General features: G+C 59.0%; 21 protein-coding genes, 2 pseudogenes and 2 riboswitches. Of the genes and pseudogenes, 17 read left to right on the top strand and 6 right to left on the bottom strand.

Annotation, left to right across the window (positions count from 1 at the left end):
* Positions 1-87 precede the first annotated feature (87 nt).
* Both thiD and ACX80T_RS10375 read right to left on the bottom strand, forming a co-directional pair.
* Positions 88-981 (bottom strand): bifunctional hydroxymethylpyrimidine kinase/phosphomethylpyrimidine kinase, encoded by an 894-nt coding sequence (gene thiD / locus ACX80T_RS10380; protein ID WP_024477256.1) that lies wholly within the window; start codon positions 979-981, stop codon positions 88-90.
* Complete coding sequence (locus ACX80T_RS10375) at positions 969-1,184, bottom strand: thiamine phosphate synthase (RefSeq protein WP_084442919.1); 216 nt, start codon at positions 1,182-1,184, stop codon at positions 969-971. Before ACX80T_RS10375 ends, thiD begins: the two co-directional genes overlap by 13 nt.
* A 324-nt stretch (positions 1,185-1,508) precedes the next feature.
* Positions 1,509-1,618, top strand: a riboswitch (TPP riboswitch).
* 2 nt (positions 1,619-1,620) lie between these two features.
* On the opposite strand from ACX80T_RS10375, the gene thiC reads away from it, so the two are divergent.
* Entirely contained in the window at positions 1,621-3,342 is a 1,722-nt protein-coding gene (thiC, locus tag ACX80T_RS10370; RefSeq protein ID WP_156911348.1) for a phosphomethylpyrimidine synthase ThiC, read from the top strand.
* Between the two features lie 241 nt (positions 3,343-3,583).
* Here the strand turns inward: thiC and thiE are convergent, their stop codons facing one another.
* On the bottom strand, positions 3,584-4,318 hold the full coding sequence (gene thiE / locus ACX80T_RS10365; RefSeq protein WP_459304367.1) for a thiamine phosphate synthase: 735 nt from the start codon (positions 4,316-4,318) through the stop codon (positions 3,584-3,586).
* A gap of 11 nt (positions 4,319-4,329) precedes the next feature.
* Positions 4,330-4,464: riboswitch (TPP riboswitch) on the top strand.
* Here thiE and thiO point away from each other — a divergent pair.
* From thiO to ACX80T_RS10350, 3 genes are all read left to right on the top strand, one after another.
* Positions 4,456-5,715: a glycine oxidase ThiO gene (gene thiO / locus ACX80T_RS10360; protein ID WP_459304366.1), complete on the top strand. Its 1,260-nt coding sequence runs from the start codon at positions 4,456-4,458 to the stop codon at positions 5,713-5,715. It overlaps the preceding riboswitch by 9 nt.
* The gene (gene thiS / locus ACX80T_RS10355; protein ID WP_459304365.1) at positions 5,712-5,948 is read left to right on the top strand and encodes a sulfur carrier protein ThiS; all 237 of its coding nucleotides are present in this window, start codon (positions 5,712-5,714) and stop codon (positions 5,946-5,948) included. The genes thiO and thiS overlap by 4 nt, the downstream gene beginning before the upstream one ends.
* A 4-nt stretch (positions 5,949-5,952) precedes the next feature.
* Positions 5,953-6,729, top strand: coding sequence for a thiazole synthase (locus ACX80T_RS10350; RefSeq protein WP_459304364.1), 777 nt, complete (start codon positions 5,953-5,955; stop codon positions 6,727-6,729).
* A 112-nt stretch (positions 6,730-6,841) separates the two neighbouring features.
* Here ACX80T_RS10350 and ACX80T_RS10345 read toward each other — a convergent pair.
* A protein-coding gene (locus tag ACX80T_RS10345; RefSeq protein WP_459304363.1) for an IS3 family transposase occupies positions 6,842-8,130 on the bottom strand; the annotation gives its coding sequence in 2 pieces (ribosomal slippage) (positions 6,842-7,857 and positions 7,857-8,130; 1,290 coding nt in all).
* 317 nt (positions 8,131-8,447) lie between these two features.
* Between ACX80T_RS10345 and ACX80T_RS10340 the strand changes: the two genes are divergently transcribed.
* The 12 genes and pseudogenes from ACX80T_RS10340 (at position 8,448) to ACX80T_RS10285 (ending at position 18,290) form a co-directional block, all read left to right on the top strand.
* Entirely contained in the window at positions 8,448-8,882 is a 435-nt protein-coding gene (locus ACX80T_RS10340) for a PDDEXK nuclease domain-containing protein (protein WP_459304362.1), read from the top strand.
* Between the two features lie 190 nt (positions 8,883-9,072).
* Complete coding sequence (locus ACX80T_RS10335; protein ID WP_459304361.1) at positions 9,073-9,612, top strand: DUF5655 domain-containing protein; 540 nt, start codon at positions 9,073-9,075, stop codon at positions 9,610-9,612.
* Between the two features lie 910 nt (positions 9,613-10,522).
* On the top strand, positions 10,523-10,945 hold the full coding sequence (locus ACX80T_RS10330; protein WP_459304360.1) for a four-helix bundle copper-binding protein: 423 nt from the start codon (positions 10,523-10,525) through the stop codon (positions 10,943-10,945).
* Positions 10,946-11,127: 182 nt separating this feature from the next.
* Positions 11,128-11,871: an MBL fold metallo-hydrolase gene (locus ACX80T_RS10325; RefSeq protein ID WP_459304358.1), complete on the top strand. Its 744-nt coding sequence runs from the start codon at positions 11,128-11,130 to the stop codon at positions 11,869-11,871.
* A 466-nt stretch (positions 11,872-12,337) separates the two neighbouring features.
* Positions 12,338-13,219, top strand: a complete 882-nt coding sequence (locus tag ACX80T_RS10320) for a manganese catalase (RefSeq protein WP_459304357.1) — start codon at positions 12,338-12,340, stop codon at positions 13,217-13,219.
* 98 nt (positions 13,220-13,317) lie between these two features.
* Complete coding sequence (locus tag ACX80T_RS10315) at positions 13,318-13,791, top strand: DUF4383 domain-containing protein (protein ID WP_459304355.1); 474 nt, start codon at positions 13,318-13,320, stop codon at positions 13,789-13,791.
* A 35-nt stretch (positions 13,792-13,826) separates the two neighbouring features.
* Positions 13,827-14,231: a DUF6098 family protein gene (locus ACX80T_RS10310; RefSeq protein WP_459304354.1), complete on the top strand. Its 405-nt coding sequence runs from the start codon at positions 13,827-13,829 to the stop codon at positions 14,229-14,231.
* 49 nt (positions 14,232-14,280) lie between these two features.
* Positions 14,281-14,472, top strand: a complete 192-nt coding sequence (locus tag ACX80T_RS10305; protein ID WP_459304353.1) for a hypothetical protein — start codon at positions 14,281-14,283, stop codon at positions 14,470-14,472.
* Positions 14,473-14,487: 15 nt separating this feature from the next.
* Entirely contained in the window at positions 14,488-14,847 is a 360-nt protein-coding gene (locus tag ACX80T_RS10300) for a hypothetical protein (protein ID WP_459304352.1), read from the top strand.
* Between the two features lie 111 nt (positions 14,848-14,958).
* A complete protein-coding gene (locus ACX80T_RS10295) occupies positions 14,959-15,978 on the top strand; it encodes a glycosyltransferase family 2 protein (RefSeq protein ID WP_459304351.1) in 1,020 nt (339 codons plus the stop codon).
* 122 nt (positions 15,979-16,100) lie between these two features.
* The gene (locus ACX80T_RS10290; RefSeq protein ID WP_459304350.1) at positions 16,101-16,508 is read left to right on the top strand and encodes a cupin domain-containing protein; all 408 of its coding nucleotides are present in this window, start codon (positions 16,101-16,103) and stop codon (positions 16,506-16,508) included.
* A gap of 620 nt (positions 16,509-17,128) precedes the next feature.
* Positions 17,129-18,290 (top strand): annotated as a pseudogene (locus tag ACX80T_RS10285) (IS3 family transposase).
* A gap of 253 nt (positions 18,291-18,543) precedes the next feature.
* On the opposite strand, the pseudogene ACX80T_RS10280 reads toward ACX80T_RS10285, so the two are convergent.
* A pseudogene (locus tag ACX80T_RS10280) lies at positions 18,544-19,099 on the bottom strand (MBL fold metallo-hydrolase).
* A 124-nt stretch (positions 19,100-19,223) separates the two neighbouring features.
* Positions 19,224-20,105 (bottom strand): manganese catalase, encoded by an 882-nt coding sequence (locus ACX80T_RS10275; RefSeq protein WP_459304349.1) that lies wholly within the window; start codon positions 20,103-20,105, stop codon positions 19,224-19,226.
* Positions 20,106-20,719: 614 nt separating this feature from the next.
* Here ACX80T_RS10275 and ACX80T_RS10270 point away from each other — a divergent pair.
* Positions 20,720-21,262, top strand: a complete 543-nt coding sequence (locus tag ACX80T_RS10270; protein WP_459304348.1) for a hypothetical protein — start codon at positions 20,720-20,722, stop codon at positions 21,260-21,262.
* The last annotated feature ends 37 nt before the right edge of the window (positions 21,263-21,299 follow it).

Genomic DNA, 21,299 nt, shown 5'->3' with positions numbered 1-21,299 from the left:
GAATCATCTATTGCCCGTTCTCGCCGGGATTCTCGTATTCATCGGCGGACTTATTGGGCCCGAAACCGATAGGACACGCCCTCTTCCTTAAGGCGTGCTGCTGTCCTGTTTGTGCTGCAGGGTATGGGCCGCGGCCCATAGCTGGTGGAAGTGGTTGATAGGCCCGTTGCCGTGTCCTACCTGTAATTCGTCGGCGTGGATGAGTGTGTCCTGCAACCAGTTCTTCGCCTGGCGGACGGCATCGGCCCAATCACCGGTGCGTGCCATGACGGTAGCGACGGCGGAGGACAGGGAACACCCGGTTCCGTGAGTGTTTTTGGTTGTAACCCGAGGGTGGATGAATTCCACGACGCTTTCGCTGGCACGACCTATCCGACCGGTGACATCGACGAGTGCGTCGGGACTGGATTCTGTTGACAGGTGGCCGCCTTTGACGAGCACGATTGTTCCCGATGCTGTGGACAGCTTCTTGCCCTGTTCGATAGCTGCAGGCCAATCCTCGGCCTTTGGTTCATCCACCAGGACCGCGAGTTCGGGAAGATTAGGGGTGACCAGATCCGCTTGGCTCACCAACTCCCGTAACGCGGTTTCGGCGTCGGCAGCCAGGAGCCTGTCCCCGCTGCTGGCTACCATGACGGGATCCAGTACTACCAGCGGCGGGTGCACTTGGCGGAGCCAGTCCCGGACGACGGTGATGGTTCCCGCATCTGTCAGCATGCCGATTTTCACGGCGTCGATAGTGACGTCATCGCTGACCGCTTCGAGCTGTTCAATCAGGAAATGTGCCGGCGGCGTGTGAACGGAACGGACACCGAGGGTGTTCTGTGCCAAGAGGGACGTGACGACCGCCATTCCGTACCCGCCCATGGCGGCGATGCTTTTCAGGTCGGCCTGGATCCCGGCACCACCGGTCGGGTCTGTTCCGGCGATGCTGAGGACCCGCGGTATGCGGTGCAGCGTTGAAGCTTCTAGTAACACCATTCCTCCTTAAGCGATTCGGCTGCGGTCCGGGGATCGTCGATTGCGCAGACCGCTGAAACAACGGCCGCCCCGGCGGCACCGGCATCACGCAATGAACGTACGTCAACGCGGCTGATACCCCCGATAGCGACGCAGGGCGATGTGCTTGACTGCCACCCTAGCCTTTCAGCATCCCGTTCGTAGAACAGAGCCAGGGTCCCCAACGGATGCGGTTAGGAACAGCCCTTTTGCAGGGTGTCTGTCTCCGAAGGGTTAAGCCTAGGCAGCAGCGAGACTACGGTCACTTCCGGTAGAACGGGAGCTTGGGCATCTACTAGGCAAACAGGGCGAATGAAAGCATTGTTGGCCGCAGGAACCTGTCCGGGTAATACCGGGAAAGGATGCGTTTGATGCTCGGATTATCTACGGCCATCGTTATCACTCATTGCTCCCACAAGTTGCCCGTTCGAATCGATTTATTCGAGTTTGTTCATTGTGTTGGGGCCGGACCGCAGGTCCCACTTTTCTGGGTAGGGGTGTTAGGGTCGTTTTATCCACACGGGTGCCCTGTTGCAGGGGCTGAGATCGGGCTGAGGCAGTCCGCGACCGTTGAACCTGTCCGGGTAATGCCGGCGAAGGAAGTAGGAACCTTTGAGTGCTATGAATTCACAGTCCCTTTCGTATGTTCACGATTCCGAGCATGGGCTGGCTGTACCGGTCACGGAAATCGCCCTCGAAAACTCACCGGGCAACCGTCCTAACGAACCACTTCGCGTCTACCGCACCGCCGGTCCGGGCAGTGATCCGGTGGTGGGCCTGCCGCCGCTGAGGCGGCCCTGGATTGACGGCCGGGACGACGTCGAGCAGTATCAGGGGCGCGAACGGAACCTGTTCGACGACGGCAAGTCGGCGGTCCGCCGCGGCCGTGCCAGCCAGGAATGGAAGGGTGTGCAGCCCATCCCGCTGCGCTCCCGCGACAGGAAGATCGTTACGCAAATGCACTACGCGCGTCACGGGGTCATCACCGAGGAGATGCGGTTTGTCGCGTTACGCGAAAATTGCGACGTCGAACTGGTCCGCTCCGAAGTCGCAGCCGGGCGCGCGATCATCCCCAACAACATCAATCACCCCGAATCGGAGCCGATGATTATCGGCAAGGCCTTCCTCGTGAAGATCAACGCCAATATCGGCAATTCGGCGGTCACCAGTTCCATCGCCGAAGAAGTCAGCAAAATGCAGTGGGCAACCCAGTGGGGCGCAGACACCGTCATGGACCTTTCAACAGGAGATGACATTCACACCACCCGTGAGTGGCTCATCCGCAACTCCCCGGTGCCCATTGGCACCGTACCCATCTACCAAGCACTGGAGAAAGTGAACGGCGAGGCTAACGACCTGACCTGGGAAATCTTCCGCGACACTGTTATTGAGCAGTGCGAGCAGGGCGTGGACTACATGACCATCCACGCCGGAGTGCTGCTGCGCTACGTTCCACTCACCGCCGAGCGCGTCACTGGCATCGTCTCCCGGGGTGGATCGATCATGGCCGGGTGGTGCCTAGCTCACCATCAAGAAAACTTCCTGTACACGCACTTCGATGAACTGTGTGAGATTTTCGCCCGGTACGACGTCGCCTTCTCACTCGGTGATGGGCTGCGACCCGGGTCCATCGCGGACGCCAATGATGCCGCGCAGTTCGCCGAACTGGACACCCTTGCCGAGCTAACGAAACGGGCCTGGGCGTACGACGTCCAGGTCATGGTGGAGGGACCTGGCCACATCCCCTTCCACCTGGTCCGGGAGAACGTGGAAAGGCAGCAGGAATTGTGCAACGGGGCCCCCTTCTACACCCTCGGCCCGCTCGTCACCGACATCGCGCCAGGTTACGACCACATCACGTCGGCAATTGGGGCGACCGAAATCGCCCGGTACGGCACCGCCATGCTCTGTTACGTGACGCCGAAGGAACACCTCGGCCTGCCCAATCGGGACGATGTCAAGACCGGAGTGATCACCTATAAGATTGCCGCGCATGCCGCCGATCTAGCCAAAGGACATCCGGGCGCTGGGGAGCGGGACGACGCCCTCTCAAAGGCACGCTTCGAGTTCCGGTGGCGTGACCAGTTCGCGCTTTCGCTGGACCCCGAGACGGCTGAGCAGTTCCACGACGAAACACTTCCTGCCGAACCGGCGAAAACTGCACACTTCTGCTCGATGTGCGGACCGAAATTCTGTTCCATGCGGATCTCCCAGGACATCAGGGACCAATTCGGGGGCGCCGCCGCGCAGGAAGCTATCGCCGGGATGGCAGGAAAGTCCGCCGAATTCCGCGCCTCAGGCGGCAAGGTTTACCTTCCCGAACCCGCTCTACCCCAAACCTAAAAAGCACAAAGTAGCCATGGGATCATCCGTTGCCTGCGCAGGCGGGTCACGGAGATAGGACGTTTGCGGTACTTGTAGTGGCCCTGCGCCTCCGAATTTGTTGGTCCTTTGATATAAGTTCCGTTTTGCATCCAAGGGATGAACTACCCCGCCACCCGAGCCACAGCTTGGGACTGTTTCATCAATGGTGTGTCACTTATGCAGCAAGGTAAAAGTTGATTGGCCCTGACACGTGGAAAGGTTAGGTGGGCGCTGGGAGGGCTGATTTGAGGGACCTGGCGGCGGAGGATGGGTCGTCGGCTTCTGTGATGGCTCGTACGACAACAACCCGGCGGGCCCCGGCTTCGACGACCTGGCCAATGGTGGTGTGATCGATTCCTCCAATGGCAAACCAAGCCCGTGGGGACGAGGTCTCGGCCGAACGTGCTGCTGTGTAACGCACCAATTCAAGCCCGGAGGGAGCACGGCCAGGTTTCGTGGGTGTAGCCCAGACAGGGCCGGTACAGAAGTAATCCAGCCCACTTGTGGTCATGGCAGCGGCGACTTGGGCCGGGGAATGGCAGGATAAACCGATGATCGGTTCGGGGCCCAATAGATGCCGGGCGTCAGGTACTGGCAGATCTTTTTGTCCTATGTGGAAGACCGGTGCGCCGCTGAGTCGGGCTATGTCTGCCCTGTCATTGGCGGAAAAGAGTTTGCCGTGTCGATCCGCTGCCGTACGCAGAGCCACGAGACAGGCGAGTTCTTCGACTGCGTCGATCTTTTTGTCGCGAAGCTGGATGATATCCACACCACCGGCATAGGCGGCGTCGACGAACTCCGCGAAGTCGCCCCTTTCCTTTCGTGAATCCGTGCACAGGTACAACTGCGCTGATGCGAACTGTTGCCGGTGCAGGTCTGCCGTACTGACCGTTGACGCCGTGTCACCGTCGTTCAGAGCCGGCGGGAGAGGGAAAACATCTGAAATAAAGGCCATACGCCTTAGACTAATAGCTCCACGGGAGCCCGATCTTCCGCCAGTGTTCCTACACTCGCGGTCGGTAGGGCTGAGAGGGCGTTCGACGCCGACCGTACGAACCTGAACCGGTTAAGCCCGGCGTAGGAAGGACTCTGATGACTATTCATAACCCGGACCGCCTCGCGCACACCGTCATTGTCGGTGGCGGGATCATCGGATTGGCCATCGGCTGGGAGGCCAGCCGTCGCGGCCACCAGGTCACGCTGATTGATCCCGCGCCCGCTTCCGGAGCTACCCATGCTGCGGCGGGGATGCTGGCCCCGGTCAGTGAGTTCCATTATCAGGAAGAATCCTTGCTGGACCTGACGCTGCCCTCGGCCCGGGCATACCGAGACTTCATCACGGAGCTGGAGGCCGCCTCCGGGATTGGAACCGGCTACCAGCGCAGGCAAACCCTGGTCGCCGGTGTCGATGCGGCGGATCGGCAGGCCCTGACCGACCTGCGCTCTGTCCAGTCAAGTCTTGGACTTCAGGTGGAAGCACTCACCACTAGTCAGGCGAGGCGTCTGGAGCCGCTGCTCGGCCCGCAGCTTTCAGGAGCGTTCCTGGTTCCCGAGGATCATCAGGTTGATCCGCGGGCTATGGCCGTTGCCCTCCAAGCAGCACTAGCCAAACAGACGACCGCGCGCACGGTGCCCGTTTCGGTTTCCGCACTTATCCATGACGATGCTACTGACCGTGTTGCTGTGACCGGTGTGTTGCTGGAGAACGGAGAGCGGATTGATGCTGATGAGATCATCCTGGCTAACGGGCTCGGTGCGGTAAACATTGATCGCCTGCCGACAGGGCTGCGGCTACCGTTACGTCCGGTGTACGGGGACATTCTCCGCCTGCGCGTACCCGAACACCTTAGACCGCTCATAACCTCCACGGTCCGCGGGTTGGTCCGCGGGTCGTCCATATATGTGGTGCCCCGGCAGGATGGAACGGTGGTGATAGGTGCCACTCAACGGGAAAACGGGTCCGCGGGGCTTTCCGCGGGAGGTGTCTACGAACTACTCCGGGATGCTCAGACGCTGATCCCGGCAGTCGCGGAACTCGAACTGCTCGAAGCCCTCTGCCGCTCCCGACCGGGGACCCCGGACAACGCTCCCCTGCTTGGCCGGTGCAGGGACCCGGACGGCTCCGATGTGCGTGGACTTGTGGTCGCTACCGGTTTCTTCCGGCACGGGGTGCTGCTGGCACCGATCACCGCCCGCCTCTGCGTGGACCTGATCAGCCAAAACATACCGGAGATCGACATCGAGCGATTCCGACCCGACCGGTTCAGTAACCCCCGGCACTTCGCCGAAGCGTCCCGTCCTCATGCTTCCCGTCATAACAGTTTTCCTGATGAAGTAAGGATTGCCCTATGAACTTCACATTGAACGGACAACCCCGGAATACCGTTTCGGTTTCCACCCTCAAGCACCTAATCACCGAGCTGACCGGCCGTGAGTTGACCGATGCCGGGCAACCAATCGATAAAAAACAGTTGGGTGTAGCCGTTGCAGTCAACGCTGAGCTCGTACCCCGCACCCGTTGGGTTGAGGTAACCATCCAGAACGGTGACGACATCGAAATTCTTACCGCCGTCCAGGGAGGATAAAACATTGACTGACAACGACGCGTTAACGATCGACGGGGTTACGCTTAGCTCCCGGCTGATCATGGGAACCGGGGGAGCCCCAAGCCTGGAAGGCTTGGGGGCGGCCCTGGCAGCATCGGGAACGGAACTGACAACCGTGGCGCTGCGAAGGTACAACCCCGAGACGGGTGGGTCCTTGTTCGAATTACTCAACGAGCAAGGGATCCGGATATTACCGAACACGGCAGGATGTTTCACTGCCCGCGAAGCGGTCATGACCGCTGAACTGGCGCGGGAGGCACTGGCAACGGACTGGATAAAACTTGAAGTAATCGCCGATGAACAAACCTTGCTACCCGATGCGCTGGAACTCATCCAGGCCACCGAAACACTGGTCTCGAAAGGCTTCAAGGTCTTCGCATACACCAACGACGATCCCATCCTGGCCCGACGACTAGAACAACTCGGAGCTACAGCCGTTATGCCCCTGGGGTCCCCTATTGGGACGGGGCTGGGTATCCTAAACCCCCACAACATCGAACTAATCGCCTCAAGGGCAACAGTTCCGATAGTTTTAGACGCCGGGATCGGCACAGCCTCCGACGCCGCACTGGCAATGGAACTGGGCTGCGACGCGGTCCTGCTCGCCACAGCAGTCACCAGAGCACAGAACCCGATAATAATGGCGACAGCCTTCAAACACGCCGTTATCGCCGGCCGGCTCGCCTCACAAGCCGGCCGGATACCCAAACGCACCCACGCCCAAGCCTCCTCCCCCGCCCAAGGTCTCCCCCACCTCTAACAAATGTGCTGATATCCGAAATCCGTGACAACGGGTACGAAAAACCCTATCTACGCTGAACATCGAGAGATCGGCGGCGTCCGCCGGGATGAGATTTGAACCGTCCCGGGAATCATGCCGCCTGTTTGTTGGCGGCGGCGTCGGGTGACGGACCGGCTTGTAGATCATAATATGTTTGCTCGTATTCCTCTGGGGTTTGGTGGTCCAGGGCGGAATGCAGGCGTTCGTTGTTGTACCAGTGGACCCATTCGAAGACGATTGTCTGCACGTCGGTTTCGGTCTTCAGGGCTCCGGTGCGGAACGGTGAACCCTTCGCGACGGCCTCGTTCTTGAATAGCCCCATGACCGTTTCAGCGGCGGCATTGTCGTACGCGTCGCCGACGCTGCCGATCGAGGGTTGCAGGCCCTCTAGGGCCAGGGTGTCGGTGTAACGGATGGAGGTGTATTGGCTTCCCGCGTCGGAATGATGAATCAGCCCCTTCGCGGCTGGCCGGCCGGTGTGGTGGCGCCGCCACAAAGCCATCCGCAGGCAATGTTCCACGAACGTCGTGTCCTTCACGGTGGAGGTTTCCCACCCAACGATCGCCCGGGAATACAGGTCAATGACCAATGCCACGTAGACGAACCCGGCGTAGACCGGCACGTAGGTGAAGTCCGTGACCCAGACCTGATTCGGGGCCAGCGCTGTGAAGTCCCGATTCAGCAGATCCCCGGCACGGCGGCCGTCCTTACCAGGCACCGTGGTGCGCATCTTGCGGCCCCTGACCAGACCGTTCATGCCCTCCTCGCGCATCAGCCGGTCCACAGTGTGCTTGGAGGCTTCCGGGAAACCGTTGCGGCGCAGCCACTGCGTCATCTTCCGCCGACCGTAAAGGGTCTCGCGGCGGGGGCGTCCCTTGACGTCGGTGACTCTCAAGCTCCGCAACGCATCCGTAAGGCGGGCGTCTTCAAAGGTGCGCAACGCTGGCAGGCGGGTCTTCCACGACCGGTAAGTTCGTGCGGCAACCTGCACGCCCTGATCTCGCAGGACGGCGCAGATCGACTCGACCGCGTAACCAAGAGCGCGCATTTCGTCGATGAATCGGCAGATCAGCGGCGGCGAGGGTCGAGTTCCCTCGCGAAGAAAATCGACGCCTGTTTCAGGATCTCGTTGGACTCCTTCAGATCCCGCACCTCAGCACGGAGCCGCCTGATTTCCTCCAACTCCTCACTGCTCGGCCCGGTCTTTTCACCGGCATCGATCTGAGCCTGGACCACCCAACGACGCAGCGATTCGGCACCGACTCCCAGCTTCGGCGCCAACGCCTTACAGGCCGTATAAACAGAGGGATATTCGGACAGCCGATCCACCGTCATGCGCACTGCACGATCACGGACCTCGGGAGGAAACTGCTTAGGCATAGTCACTATCTTTCTCACAGAAGATAGCGGCATCAAACCCGGGACGGTTCACATTGTGGGGCACCGCTAGTTAGGCACTGGCGCTAACCAGTTGACTATCTAAGGGGTAAAAATGGACTGATCGGTACTGTGCGCCGTAACGGCGAGACTGAGACGAGCCGGATCACTGCCAGCGGTGGCACCTACAATGAAGCCCGCGAGGCTTTAGAGGCGCTGATCCCGGTGGCCTAACGCCGCCTTACTTCGCCTGCTCCGGGACGAGTCGCCGCGTCTTTTCCTATTGCAGGACAAACACTGGTGTCAGTAATGGTCGAATAGTGAGCCGTTTGCGGGCGGCGGATCTCAGCGGTCGTCACAACGGCTTAATTTCCGACCGTCACCGACAACTGGTCGACGTCCCACCATCTCCACAGGCCCAATGTGGAGCTTCACATTTCTACGTCGGTGGCGATGATTTTTATGTCGATCTCCTGTTTTTCCACGTTGCACAGCTGCGCTACTTCGTCGTCGAGCTCAAGACCGGCGAGTTCCAGCCTGAATACGCAGGGGAACTGAACTTCTACGTCGCCCTGGTCGATGGCAAACTCAAGCTCCCCGCCCACCGGGAAACGGTTAGCATCCTCGTCTGCGGCAGCGAGAACGAGCACACCGTCCGATACGCCCTCGGCCGGGCTGATTCTACCCCTGGCTGTCTCCACCTACACCTAAGAATCCCTTCCAACAGCCGAGAAAGAGGCCCTCCCCGCCGCTGAGGAACTCTCCGCAGCCGTCGACCAGCTCGAGTCCCCCACTGATCCTGTCGACTAAGGAGCCAAGGGTCTATGATCCCCGCAATTGAGAGTGTGGATCGATGAGCCTTGGTACCCGCACCGGTCAGGCACTATTCAGTTCCCGCTGGCGGCTAACCTTGCTTCCATGGTGGAAATGAAAAGCTGACGTTCCATGGTGTATTCGAATCTGGAAATGTTGGAGCGCAAGACCGGGCACGATGCGAGAACGTGGGTCGGTAGGGCCAATGACGCAGGCATGGACTCCCGTGAGACGTTGAAACGGTGGCTTAATGCTCGAGGGGTGACCGGTTACAGTGCCGTTGCCGTGGAGTGGGAGATGTTCGGTTATCCGACGTTTTTACTTCATTCCCCGGAGGAGTTGCTGGATGACCAGTACGCGGACCGGCAGCAGCTTCGGCCCATTGTGGACAAACTCCTCGCCTGGGCCCTAGCCGCGGAGGGCATAGAGATCCAGCTCCGCAAAACCTACGTGTCGCTGCAAACAGCCCACCGCAAGTTCGCCCAGATCACTCCAACCAATAAGACCTCTGTCGACCTATTCCTTCGGATAGACGTACCCGGGGAGTACAGACTGGAAAAAATCCGAGTGCGGGACGATCCTTTCAACCGCCGGCTTCGGCTCAAAACCGTAAGCGACATCGACGCTTCTCTGATTGCGGCCCTGGCACATGCCCGAAATGACAGCAGCTAACGAGCCCGCACTCAACCACTGAGTTGTGCCTCAGAATCCGCGACACTAATACTTGCGGCGAACTCGACCGCCTAACCGAGAACGTGCCACACCTCGCTGCGATCCGTAAACAGTGCACGCTCATGGCCGCTAATGGTGGCCTGCCACATGATGGTGCCGGCACCTGAAGAGTTGGGAGAACTCTGAGGCTACCGACGCCGAGGGCCCCCATCCCGGAGAGACCCTGCCCAGCTGCACCTCGGGGGAGTGTGCAGATCAGGACAGCCTACTGATGATCTCGATAAGTTGCCAGAGCGTCGAGCACAGTGAAAGTCGACCACTCTGAAAACGGGTCGGCGGTCAGTGATCGTGTTGTGTTCGGCGGCCCAGTTTAGTCAGCGAATCCCATCGGCGGGCTGCCAGTCTGCGTAGTTCGTTGTTCGACTCCGTTGACTGGGTTCGCTTGTGGGAACCTCGGTGAACTGGACTAGCCGCCGATCCGGCCGTTGATTTTCGCATCCGTGGCGACTCTGCCGGGCTCCTTGATCGGTCTACTTGGTCCATACCCCATTATGGTCCCTCTCCTTGCCCGAGACCACCCTGATCCGGGTGAAAATAACCCCTCATCGTAAGACGCTGTAGCCATTCAATCGAGCGGGTACGAACCGTGTCTCCGCGTGAGGTGGGCTCCCAAACGGAGCCGTCTGCGTAGGGCGGCTAAACGGCTCCGTTCGAGATACCAGTATGAACACGGCTCGCCCGGCAGCGAGTCAACTAATAAACCGGTCCAGCGTGGTGCTCCGCGGGCCCTTCTAGGTGCAGCATTCACATCTGGCCTGAGCTGGTCTGACCCGATTGATAAGGCTACTGTTGACTGGAGGGCTCGTGGCCTGCGGCCCTTGCTTTCCGTCGATAAATCAGGAGCAAGACAATGACTGACATCACTACCATGCTCGAGACGTACCCGAAGGATCTCGGCGACATAGACCGGGAAAGGTTAGCCGAATGTATTGCCGCCTGCTTTGAATGCGCACAGACCTGTACTGCCTGCGCGGATGCCTGCCTGAGTGAGGATATGGTCGCGAAGCTTACCAAATGTATCCGCACCAACCTGGATTGTGCCGATATCTGCGCTACCACGGGGAACATTCTGTCCCGCCATACGGGTTACGACGCCAACGTCACCAAAGCCATGTTGGAAGCCTGCGCCGCGGCCTGTAAAGCCTGCGCCGACGAATGCGAGCAGCACGCCGAAATGCACGATCACTGTCAGGTCTGCGCAGAAGCATGCCGCCGCTGCGAAGCCGCCTGCAACGAGCTACTCGCTTCCCTCGGAAATGGGGACTCCACATAAAACTCCCTCCAGGTCGAGGTATTTTCTCATAAAAACCGCCGGAAAGAGCCACCGTCTCAGATGCCATTCCTGACCTCACGATAGGCAACCCCAAACCCTGGCATATCCCGCACCGACACCGAACACCGGGTCCACGCCGCGACACCGCAAATCCGCCGTACATTCCGAGAATCGAGACAGACATGCTGATCCGCGACGTAGGCCCCGGAATCCATTGGCTGGAACACGCCGGAGTGAATCTGTACCTGGTGGAAGATAACAACGGCGTCATGATCGTTGACTCGGGGCTGCCCGCCGTTTGGCCGCACCTGAGATCGGCGCTGCGGGAACTGGGTTACCAGCAGGATTCCATTAGGGCTCTGGTACTTACCCATGCCCACTTTGACCATTTGGGAACAGCCGCCAGGATACGCTCGCGGCTGCGCGCACCCATCCTCGTTCATCGGGAGGACGAATACATCGCCGCCCACCCGTACCGCTACGACCACGAGAACAGCAGGCTGCTCTACCCCGTAAAACACCCGAAGAGCATTCCCTACCTGACCCGCATGGCCCTTGCCGGCGCGCTGAACGTCCGTGGAGTTACGGACGTCCACTATTTAAGGGAAGGCCACTGCACCGATTTGCCTGGCTCACCGGAAGTCATCCATGTACCGGGGCACACCGCCGGGCATACCGCCTTGAATTTCAGCGACCGGGGAGTTTTGATCTGCGGTGATGCGCTGGTTACCCTCAACCCCTACACAGGGATTACAGGACCGGCAATCGTCTCGGGAGCAGCAACCGCTGATAGTGGGAAGGCTTTGGAATCACTGGAAAAACTGGCAGGCGTGGACGCGGACATCATGCTCACCGGTCATGGCGAGCCCTGGCGAGCGAGCCCAGCGGATGCCGTCGCCATAGCCAGACGCAACGGCCCCTCATAGACGAACCTGCGCCCGCACACTTTGCAGCGTCGCTCCCACCGCTAAAGAAGGGCCCCAGCCCGACCAAAAGCCGGAGGCCTCGTAAAAACGAGCACGCAATGACCTCCCTCTTCTTTGAAATATCCTGTCATTGTCCCCAGCAGCGAACCCGTGCTGAAAGTGTCGCGCATGAAACCGCACCATCTGATAGCGCCGGCCCCTATAAGGCCTGGATTGAAGATAACCTCCACATCACCGCGTATTGGCCTAACTTCGAAACGACCAATCCCTGTGGTCTCCTACTAAACCAAAAATTCTGAGCCTAGAACACAACGGTCTTTTCGCAACCCATCAACTAATAAGCACGCTTAGCTCTTCACAAATGTGTTCGTCCTCGCTAGCGTCGTCTACACACCTTGTGTTGACCGGCCATGGGGTAACTGGCTGGGATCAGAAGGCAAAGGGATCCGAGGAAGGCAACCAACCGATGTTTTTCCATAAGCAGGAACTTCAGTTCACATCCACACCGGACAAGCCAGACGCTGTGTACGCGCGCAAACTCCAGGAGGTCCTGGGTGGGCAGTATGGCGAGATCACTGTGGCCATGCAGTACGGTTTCCAGGCCTGGAACACGCACATTCCGGGCAAATACAGGGACCTACTGTTCGGCATCGGCGCCGAGGAATTCGGGCACGTCGAAATGCTAGCGACGATGATCGCCCAGCTTCTCGAGAAGGCGCCCCTGGGGATTACGGACGACGCCGTGCAATCCGACCCGACAGTGGCAGCGGTTATCGGTGGCACCGATCTGCAGCAGGCGATTGTCGCCGGCGCTGGCGCCCGCCCCGTGGACAGCATGGGCAACCCGTGGCAGGGCAGTTACATCACCGCCAGCGGCAACCTCCTGGCAGACTTCCACGCCAACGCGAATGCGGAAATGCAGGGACGGGTTCAGGTGGCCCGGCTCTACCATATGACCGACGACCACGGGGTCAGAGACCTGCTGTCCTTCCTCCTTGCCCGAGACACCATGCACCAAAACCAGTGGCTCGCAGCAATCAAGGAACTCCAAGAAGAAGGAACGGAGAACCTTCCGGTGCCGAGCAACTTCCCGATCAAGAAGGAAGAACGATCGGTGTCCTACCAGTACCTAAATTTCTCCGATGGAAAAGCTGCCGCCGAGGGCTCCTGGGCATCCGGTCCAACCCCCGACGGACTCGGGGAATTCACCTACCACGACGGGCCCACCACAAGCGCCCCCATGCCACCACCAACTCACCCGGACTCCCGTTTCTACGGGACTACCGAACTGCCGAACACCATGGAAAAACTGGCCGGAACCGTACAGGACAAACTACACAAAGAGTAACCAGGAGGATGAGCCAGGAAGAGAGGCCAGCGTCACGCCTTCGCGGGTTTCCAACAGGCAGTGTCTTGCTAGTCCTCTTCACGATTTAGGAGATTCCTATGACCGCACACAATCAGCAAGTCCCTGAAACCCGGAGCAAGACAACAATGCAGAAAGCGGCAATCGCCGTCGGTGCCGTTTTTCTCCTCGGCGGTGTCCTAGGTTTCATTCCGGGCATCACCAGCGAGCACAACCACCTGGAGATGGCCGGCCCCGAATCCGAAGCGTTACTGCTGGGGATCTTCCAGGTATCGATCCTGCACAACATCGTGCATCTCCTGTTCGGCGTGGCCGGCCTGGTGTTGGCACGCACCTACTCAAACGCCAAGAACTACCTCCTCATCGGCGGAATCATTTATCTGGTGTTGTGGGTTTACGGGCTCCTCATCGATCAGGACTCCACCGCCAACTTCGTCCCGGTCAATAGTGCGGACAATTGGCTGCACCTCTTCCTGGGTGTCGCCATGGTCGGTTTGGCGTTGATCCTGCGCCGGAAGCGCGACAACACCGCAACCGCCACCAACCGGGCCTAACACCGAGAGCCACAGTCCTTTGAGCGAAGGCAACGATGAAGTACGGAACCATCACCACTCTTTATGATCTGGAGGAGATAGTCCGCACCGAGGGGACGGTCTATCTGCGGTATTCAGAAAAAATCGAGACCCAACCCGGGAGCATCGATGGGGAAAGCGGATTGCAGCTCCCCGGGCTCTCGGTCAACCCGCTGTCGCCGGAAGCGTGGTGGACACGACCGTTGAAGGATTGGTTGGCGCGCCAAATCTGCCAATACAAGCACATCGGCGAGAAGCATGGCCGACACGCATGGATACTTTCTGGTGACTGCGTCGCGCGGGGCCCCGACTGTGAACCGCTGATTGACCAGGTATGCCCGCTAGGACGACTGGACCAGCATCTTCTCGACGAAGCCGAGCAGGCATACACCAAGCTTTTCAACACCGGGCACGAACCTTAAGCGTATGCACTCCGGAACCATTCGACGACGCCATTTTGAAAGGATCCCCATGCGTAAAAATATGAAAGCGGCGATCGCCGCTACAGGCCTGCTTGCACTCTTCATCACGGGCTGTGATGACCCGAATCATGACAACAACGACGGGATCGACACCGACCACCAGGTCGATGACTCACGTGGCAACGACCTAAAAGACGACCCCACCGGGCCCGAACAGACAACCACAGAAGGCGAAAACTAAGTTCTTCTGCCGGTCATGGAAATGGAACTCTGGCAGTTATCCCTCTTCGAACCTCCCCTCGAGGTGGCGATAAGAGAATCACGATTCCAGTTGCAGGTCATCGAGTTCACGTCGGTGGCCACCCTGGTGACGATGCAATGGCTGCCTCCCTCTACGCCAGCGACCGCCCCTCCGAAGTTGTCCTTGACCGATGACCAGCGCAACATCTATTTGCTGCACTCCTTCGGGGGCCACGGCATGGACCTTCACCTCAAGTTCGAGCCGATGGAACGATCCGCCCGACTACTGGAAATTTGGTCTGTCGGTTCGACGACCGCCCAGCGGAAAATCGCTGAAGTCCACCTCCACCTCACCTCCGAGAACGAGCACCGGTAAACCTACCGAACGGGCAGGAGCACCATGTCAAGTGTCGATCCGACGAAGCTCCAACCCACTTGTACCGCTAGCACGCACCAGACCGTGTCTCAGGCTGCTTACCTTCTACCATTGAAGTGGACCTCTGATAAGGGACTGAGGGAACTCACCGAATACCTCACCGAGCTAGCTCACTGGATTGACGTATTAGTCATCGACGGGTCACCAGAACCGCGGTTCACCGAACACGCCCGGACTTTCCCGCCTACGATCAAACACACCAAGCCTTTGCCTCTATGCCGGAACGGCAAAGCTGCTGGCGTCATGACCGGGATCGCACTCACAGATGCCCCCATCCTCGTGATCGCCGACGACGACGTCCGTTACGACGCCCGCACCCTCCACCAGGCAGTCGCGTTCCTCAGCGACGCAGACATGGTACGTCCGCAAAACATTTTCACAACCTCACCCTGGCACGCACAGTGGGACACCGCCCGAACCCTCATCAACCGCGCCTTCGGAGCCGACTTCCCCGGCACCTTGGTCATTCGCCGGGAAGCCTTGCTGCGTACCAGCGGATACGACGGAAACGTACTGTTTGAAAATCTTGAACTACTGCGCACCATCGGCGCGGCCGGAGGTATCGAAGTGCGAGCAAACCACCTCTTTGTAGGACGCCTTCCACCTACCCTCAAACAGTTCCTGCACCAACGAACTCGTCAGGCCTACGACGACTTCGCACAACCCGGCCGCCTCATCGCCGAACTATCAATCCTCCCTCTCGCCCTAACCATCCCCCGGATGGCCCACAGAAAGGCCCCGGTCTATGGAGTCCTGTTAGCCATCACCTGGCTCATCGCTGAAATCGGTCGCCGCCGTCAGGACGGCACGCAGAGCTTCCACCGCTTCGCAGCCCTGTGGGCACCGCTATGGGTAGCGGAGCGCTCAATCTGCATCTGGGTTGCTCTCATCCTTCGCCTCACCGGCGGAATTCCCTACGCCGGGACCCGTTTACGCCACGCAGCAACCTCGCCGTCAACCCTCAGGAAACGGCACGGAGGCAAACTCCACCCTGAACTCAACGAACCGATCCTAGAACCGGGACCCCCACATCCCCGAGACATTAATTTCGTCAAAGGGGCTTGCACATAAACTGACCCTCTGTCCCAATAGTATGTATGCTTCCGCAGTTCGTTACATCAAGCCGGTACGGAGCACACAACTGATGCGCCGTGTTGGTGCCGGCGGCGATGATTCCCCAACGCGGGAGCAACGTGACGAACCACCCTGGAATAACGGGCTGTTTTATTCGGGACGAACGCCAGTTAGATACTGAAAGCTGGGATGATCCTGTGCGTGGCAGGATCGATTTCAGGACTTTCTTCGGGAATGGCACATCCACCTCGTCATTGGTCACTGGCGTCGCAGAGGTGCCTCCCGCTGCAGCTTTTGCACTTCATCAGCATGATGCTGTTGAAGCTTATTACATTGTTGAAGGACACGGCGTTGTATCCCTCGGCGGGAAGGAATTTGTCGTAGGCCCGGGCATTAGTGCCCACGTCCCATCCGGAGTGGAACATGGCATTCGCAACACCGCAGACGTGCCTCTGAAGATCTTCTATGTCTTGGCGGCGGATTCCTTCGCCGAGATCGATTACAGATTTTCTGCTCACCCCGAATAACTGTGCTCAGCGTCCGTGCATGCGCTCATTGCTCTTATCCGTCTACCATTCGCCAGACGCATCGTCTTCTTCGACCACATCTGAACGAGAGCGGTATCAGCAGTACAAAGGGGTATAAACGCACTGCCCCATCCCACCTACACGGCTATTTGAGGGAGAAACGTTCCATGGCAGTTCTTGCGATCGATACCAGGGTGGAACGCCTCATAGAACGTGTTGAACGGGCAGAAACGCTCGACGCGCCTGCGGATAAACTCCCTTCTTTAGGCTGAGGCGTGTCTTCCACACTGCTCGTACGACCCGATCGCGTCACTTGAACCATCGCTACCGGACCCCACCCTCACCGTGAGGGGACAAAAGAAGCCGGGCCCGAATACGAACGGGCCCGGCCTAAAACAACCACGCTTTTCCTACTTTTGGTCGCCATCTTTCTGCCCATCCAGGGCATCTTTTGCTTTTTCCTTGCCCTGATCGACCTTCTCCGGATTGTCCTTTGCTTAATCCTTGGCTTTGTCTGCTGCTGCACCAATGTCCGCCATGAGTGCATCCGGGACTGCTGAAGGTTTGCTTGACACTTTGCCTGTGAGGATTTGGTCCTTGCTGGTGGAAGGATGTTCATCATGCCTAAAGCCTTTCCTGAAGAGTTTCGCCGTGACGTTATTGCGGTGGCCCGTAAGGGCGAAGCGTCCATGACCCAGATCGCGAAGGACTTCGGTGTTTCGCCTGCGGCTTTGCACCGCTGGCTGAAGATCGCTGACCGTGAAGACGGAGTGAATTCCGGGGCCGTGTCCGATGATTCCGTGAAGCTTCGGGAGGCCAATAAGCGGATCCGTTTGTTGGAGCAGGAAGCGGAAGTGATGCGCCGTGCGGTGGCTTACTTGTCCAGGGATATCAATCCAAAAAAATGATGTACCTGCTGGTCCGTGAATTGGCTGCCCAGGATGCCCCGGTCAGGGTTCCTGTCGCAGTGTCCTGCCGGGTGTTGAACTTCTCCAGACAGGCCTACTATCTGTGGGCCGCCAACCCCGTTTCGTCCCGGGATTGGAGGAAGCTCATCTGATCAACGCGGCCCTTGATCATCACCGTGATGACCCTGCTTTCGGGTACCGGTTCATCGCCGATGAAATCAACGCCGGCGCTCACCAGCTGGTGAGTGAACGAAGGATCTGGCGGCTGTGTTCGGCAAATGGCATCCTCTCAGTGATCCACCGTCGGCGCCGCTCCGGGATCAAGACCGGCCCACCGGTCCACGACGACCTCGTGGATCGGGACTTCACCGCGGCGGCGGCGAACCAGAAATGGTTAACCGACATCACCGAACACCCCACGGACGAGGGCAAGCTCTACCTCTGCGCGATCAAAGACCTGCACTCGAACCGGATCGTCGGATACTCCATGGACGGTCGGATGAAAGCCTCCCTGGCAGTAGCGGCTCTTGACCATGCCGTTTCGTTCAGGAAACCCGTGGGCACGGTCCTTCACTCCGACCGAGGATCCCAGTTCAGATCCCGGAAATTCGTCTCAGCCCTGCACGTCTACTGGCTGAGCGGATCGATGGGGAGGGTGGGTGCCTGCGGTGACGATGCTGCGATGGAATCGTCCTTCTCGCTGCTGCAAAAGAACGTCCTGAATCGGAAGCGGTGGGAAACCAGGGACGAGCTAAGGCTCGCCATCACGACCTGGATTGAACGGACTTACCACCGGAAACGCCGGCAACGCGCGCTCGGCCGGCTGACCCCGATCGAGTTTGAGACAATAAACAACGCGGTCACAGCCGCATAGAAAACTATCAACCCCAGCTGTCAACTAAACCTTCAGCAGTCCCGTATGGGGATCGGAATCACCATGGCTTCGTTCGGAAGACTCCCGCGAAGCAGTGTCCTTTCGGGTGTGCTCCGAGCCTGGGTTGTCGTCCCGGGGTTGTGCTGAACCTGCGCTGGTACTCATCTGCTTCTCCTCATCTCAATGACCTTCGAAAGCCGGGCCGCCAGCGGGACACCATCTCTAGTGGCGTCATATGCCGATCGCCGCCCGGTCAGCGCCTATCTGTCCGACAGTCGTCGGCTTTTGTGCCAGTGCCAGTGCCGGTGCCGGTGTCGGTGTTTTCTTTACGAACTTCCTCGGTGACAGTCTTTTCGTCGGTGACGGTTTCCTTACCCATCCGGACACGTTCCACCGGCACGGTCGCCTTTTCCACAACTTTCAACGCTCCGGCCAGCGCCATACGGGTTAGCGTTGGGATGCCCCGTGGGTAGCGCAGTGGGTAGAGAATTCGGGACTTCTCGTGCTTGTACCGGTAGGGGTGGGCCGCGATATAGGCGTCCTCGGGGTGCACGAAGATAGGCACGGACTCATCCTCTTGCAGCCGGGCGGCGAACCCTAGGTGGTCAAAGTGTGCGTGCGTGAGCACCAAAGCGGTGATGTCACGGGGGGGATCTACCTAGTTCCTGTAGCGCTGAGCTCATCATGGGCCACATCGGCGGCAGACCGGAATCGACAATCATAATCCGGTCGCCATCTTGAACGATGTAGCAGTTGACGTTGGCATGCTCGATGAGGCGTATGTTGTCGGCTGCATCGCGGTAAAACATGGAAGCGTCCCTTCCGTTGGTAGTCATCCAGGCTGGGCGAACCGAGCAACTGTGAAGCCCGGTTCGCCCCTTTGCTCTATGAAGCGTTACTTCGAGGAAAATCGCTCCATCTTGTCCTGTGCGGCTATTCCTTGTGTAGTTTGGTTTGAACGGCCCCGGCGACTTTCTCGACGAGGTTTGGCAGTTCGGTGGTGCCGTAGAAGCGGGAGTCCGGGTGAGTTGGCGGCGGCATCGGGGCGCTGGTGGTGGGTCCATCGTGATACGTGAACTCGCCGAGCCCGTCGGGTGTTGGCCCTGAAGCCCAGGACCCTTCGGCGGCGGCCGGTCCGTCCGAGAAGTTCAGGTACTGGTAAGACACCGATCGTTCTTCCTTCTTGATCGGGAAGTTGCTCGGTACGGGAAGGTTCTCGGCACCTTCGGCCTGCAATTCTGCGATCGCCGCGAGCCACTGGTTCTGGTGCATGGTGTCTCGGGCAAGGAGGAAGGACAGCAGGTCCCTGACCCCGTGGTCGTCGGTCATATGGTAAAGCCGGGCCACCTGAACCCGTCCCTGCATTTCCGCATTGGCGTTGGCATGGAAGTCCGCCAGTAGGTTCCCGCTGGCCGTGATGTAGCTGCCCTGCCAGGGGTTGCCCATGCTGTCAACCGGACGGGCCCCGGCCCCCGCAACAATCGCCTGCTGCAGGTCGGTGCCGCCGATCACCGCGGCCACGGTGGGATCGGACTGCACGGCGTCTTCGGTGATCCCCAGTGGCGCTTCTTCCAGCAGTTGGGAGATCATCGTGGCGAGCATTTCGACGTGCCCGAACTCTTCGGCTCCGATCCCGAAGAGCAGATCCCGGTATTTACCGGGGATGTGAGTGTTCCAGCCCTGGAAGCCGTACTGCATTGCTACCGAAATTTCGCCGTACTGTCCTCCCAACACCTCCTGGAGCTTGCGCGCGTAGACAGCATCGGGCTTATCAGGGGTGGATTTGAACTGAAGTTCCTGCTTGTGAAAAAACATCGGATCTGTAACCTTCCGCAGAAAGAAAGCCCTACGATTCCGGCCAGATACACCCATGGTCGGTCAACTCAAGGCGTACCTCTGACGGTAGTCACCCACCACGAAGATGTGAAGTACTAAGCGTGCTTTCATTTTGATTCTTCGATCCCCGGCTAGTGGAAAGTGGGCCGAACCCTGATGGTGCGAAAATAGATTCGCACCGCTTCAACGCTCACCTTCCAGATGAAACGCAGGTCCTAGGAGGTGACAATAGAGCTCCCACTGTCAGTGTTGATAGTGAAGCAACACGGAAAACCGGACATCCCAATACTGGAGTGCAACTCCTGCGCCTCCAGTGAGCAGCTGGCCCTTGTCGCTTTTATTCCGTGCGATGCAGCCAGCGTGAGCAGCTGTCGGAGCGGAGGTCATCTGCGTTTTTTTGTTGCACCCAATGTTTGGAATACCATCAGTTTGAGGTACCACCGGGATGGACTCCGCCAGCATGGCCGAATCCTTGAACGGTCGTGAAGAAAAGTGTTTCCAAAGGGTTGTTGGCCAACCCATAGTAAGTATGCTTATCGAATAGGTTCCCTGTCAGTCGGACAGGGAAGCATAGAGATAAGGAAGTGATCATCATGGCAGGAAATCTGCTAGCACGTTCAGTTCACGATCTAAGTGCCGCCGCCTGGTTCGGTGGTTCCTTAATGGGTGCGGTCGGCCTCAACGGTGCCGCATCCGAGGCAAAGGATCCCACGGAACGAGCCAGACTATCGACTATTGGCTGGGCCAAATGGAGCCCGGTTCAAACGGCGGCGTTCGGTGCGCACATTGTGGGCGGAATCGGTCTCATCCTGGGAAACAAGGGCCGAGTGGCAGAACAAGAGGGCGCGCTGGTGAATACGACAGTCAAGTCCGTCATCACAGTCGCCGGAATGGGCCTGTCACTTTACTCGGGAATGCTCGGCAAGAAGGTCGGTGAACTGGCCGGCGAAGGTACGGCCGGCGCGACCGAGCCAGGTGCGGCCACATCGGATGAGTTGGCGAAAGCCCAGAAACAGCTCGGAACACTGCAGTGGATCCTGCCTATAATCAGCGCAGCCGTCATCATTCTGGGCGCCCAACAAGGAGAAATGCAACGACCACAAAACCGGTTTAGTGCACTCTCCAAACGACGCTGACCTCACCCGCCCATGGCGGCTAACCTCACATGCGTGA

Source organism: Arthrobacter sp. Sr33 (genome assembly GCF_054511195.1).
This window is presented reverse-complemented; position numbering and strand designations above follow the sequence as displayed.

Coding starts and splice junctions, on each gene's coding strand:
- thiD (WP_024477256.1), bottom strand. CDS start 981: ATGGTGTTACTAGAAGCTTCAACGCTGCACCGCATACCGCGGGTCCTC.
- thiC (WP_156911348.1), top strand. CDS start 1,621: ATGAATTCACAGTCCCTTTCGTATGTTCACGATTCCGAGCATGGGCTG.
- thiE (WP_459304367.1), bottom strand. CDS start 4,318: ATGGCCTTTATTTCAGATGTTTTCCCTCTCCCGCCGGCTCTGAACGAC.
- thiO (WP_459304366.1), top strand. CDS start 4,456: ATGACTATTCATAACCCGGACCGCCTCGCGCACACCGTCATTGTCGGT.
- thiS (WP_459304365.1), top strand. CDS start 5,712: ATGAACTTCACATTGAACGGACAACCCCGGAATACCGTTTCGGTTTCC.
- ACX80T_RS10335 (WP_459304361.1), top strand. CDS start 9,073: ATGGTGTATTCGAATCTGGAAATGTTGGAGCGCAAGACCGGGCACGAT.
- ACX80T_RS10330 (WP_459304360.1), top strand. CDS start 10,523: ATGACTGACATCACTACCATGCTCGAGACGTACCCGAAGGATCTCGGC.
- ACX80T_RS10325 (WP_459304358.1), top strand. CDS start 11,128: ATGCTGATCCGCGACGTAGGCCCCGGAATCCATTGGCTGGAACACGCC.
- ACX80T_RS10320 (WP_459304357.1), top strand. CDS start 12,338: ATGTTTTTCCATAAGCAGGAACTTCAGTTCACATCCACACCGGACAAG.
- ACX80T_RS10315 (WP_459304355.1), top strand. CDS start 13,318: ATGACCGCACACAATCAGCAAGTCCCTGAAACCCGGAGCAAGACAACA.
- ACX80T_RS10310 (WP_459304354.1), top strand. CDS start 13,827: ATGAAGTACGGAACCATCACCACTCTTTATGATCTGGAGGAGATAGTC.
- ACX80T_RS10305 (WP_459304353.1), top strand. CDS start 14,281: ATGCGTAAAAATATGAAAGCGGCGATCGCCGCTACAGGCCTGCTTGCA.
- ACX80T_RS10300 (WP_459304352.1), top strand. CDS start 14,488: ATGGAAATGGAACTCTGGCAGTTATCCCTCTTCGAACCTCCCCTCGAG.
- ACX80T_RS10275 (WP_459304349.1), bottom strand. CDS start 20,105: ATGTTTTTTCACAAGCAGGAACTTCAGTTCAAATCCACCCCTGATAAG.
- ACX80T_RS10270 (WP_459304348.1), top strand. CDS start 20,720: ATGGCAGGAAATCTGCTAGCACGTTCAGTTCACGATCTAAGTGCCGCC.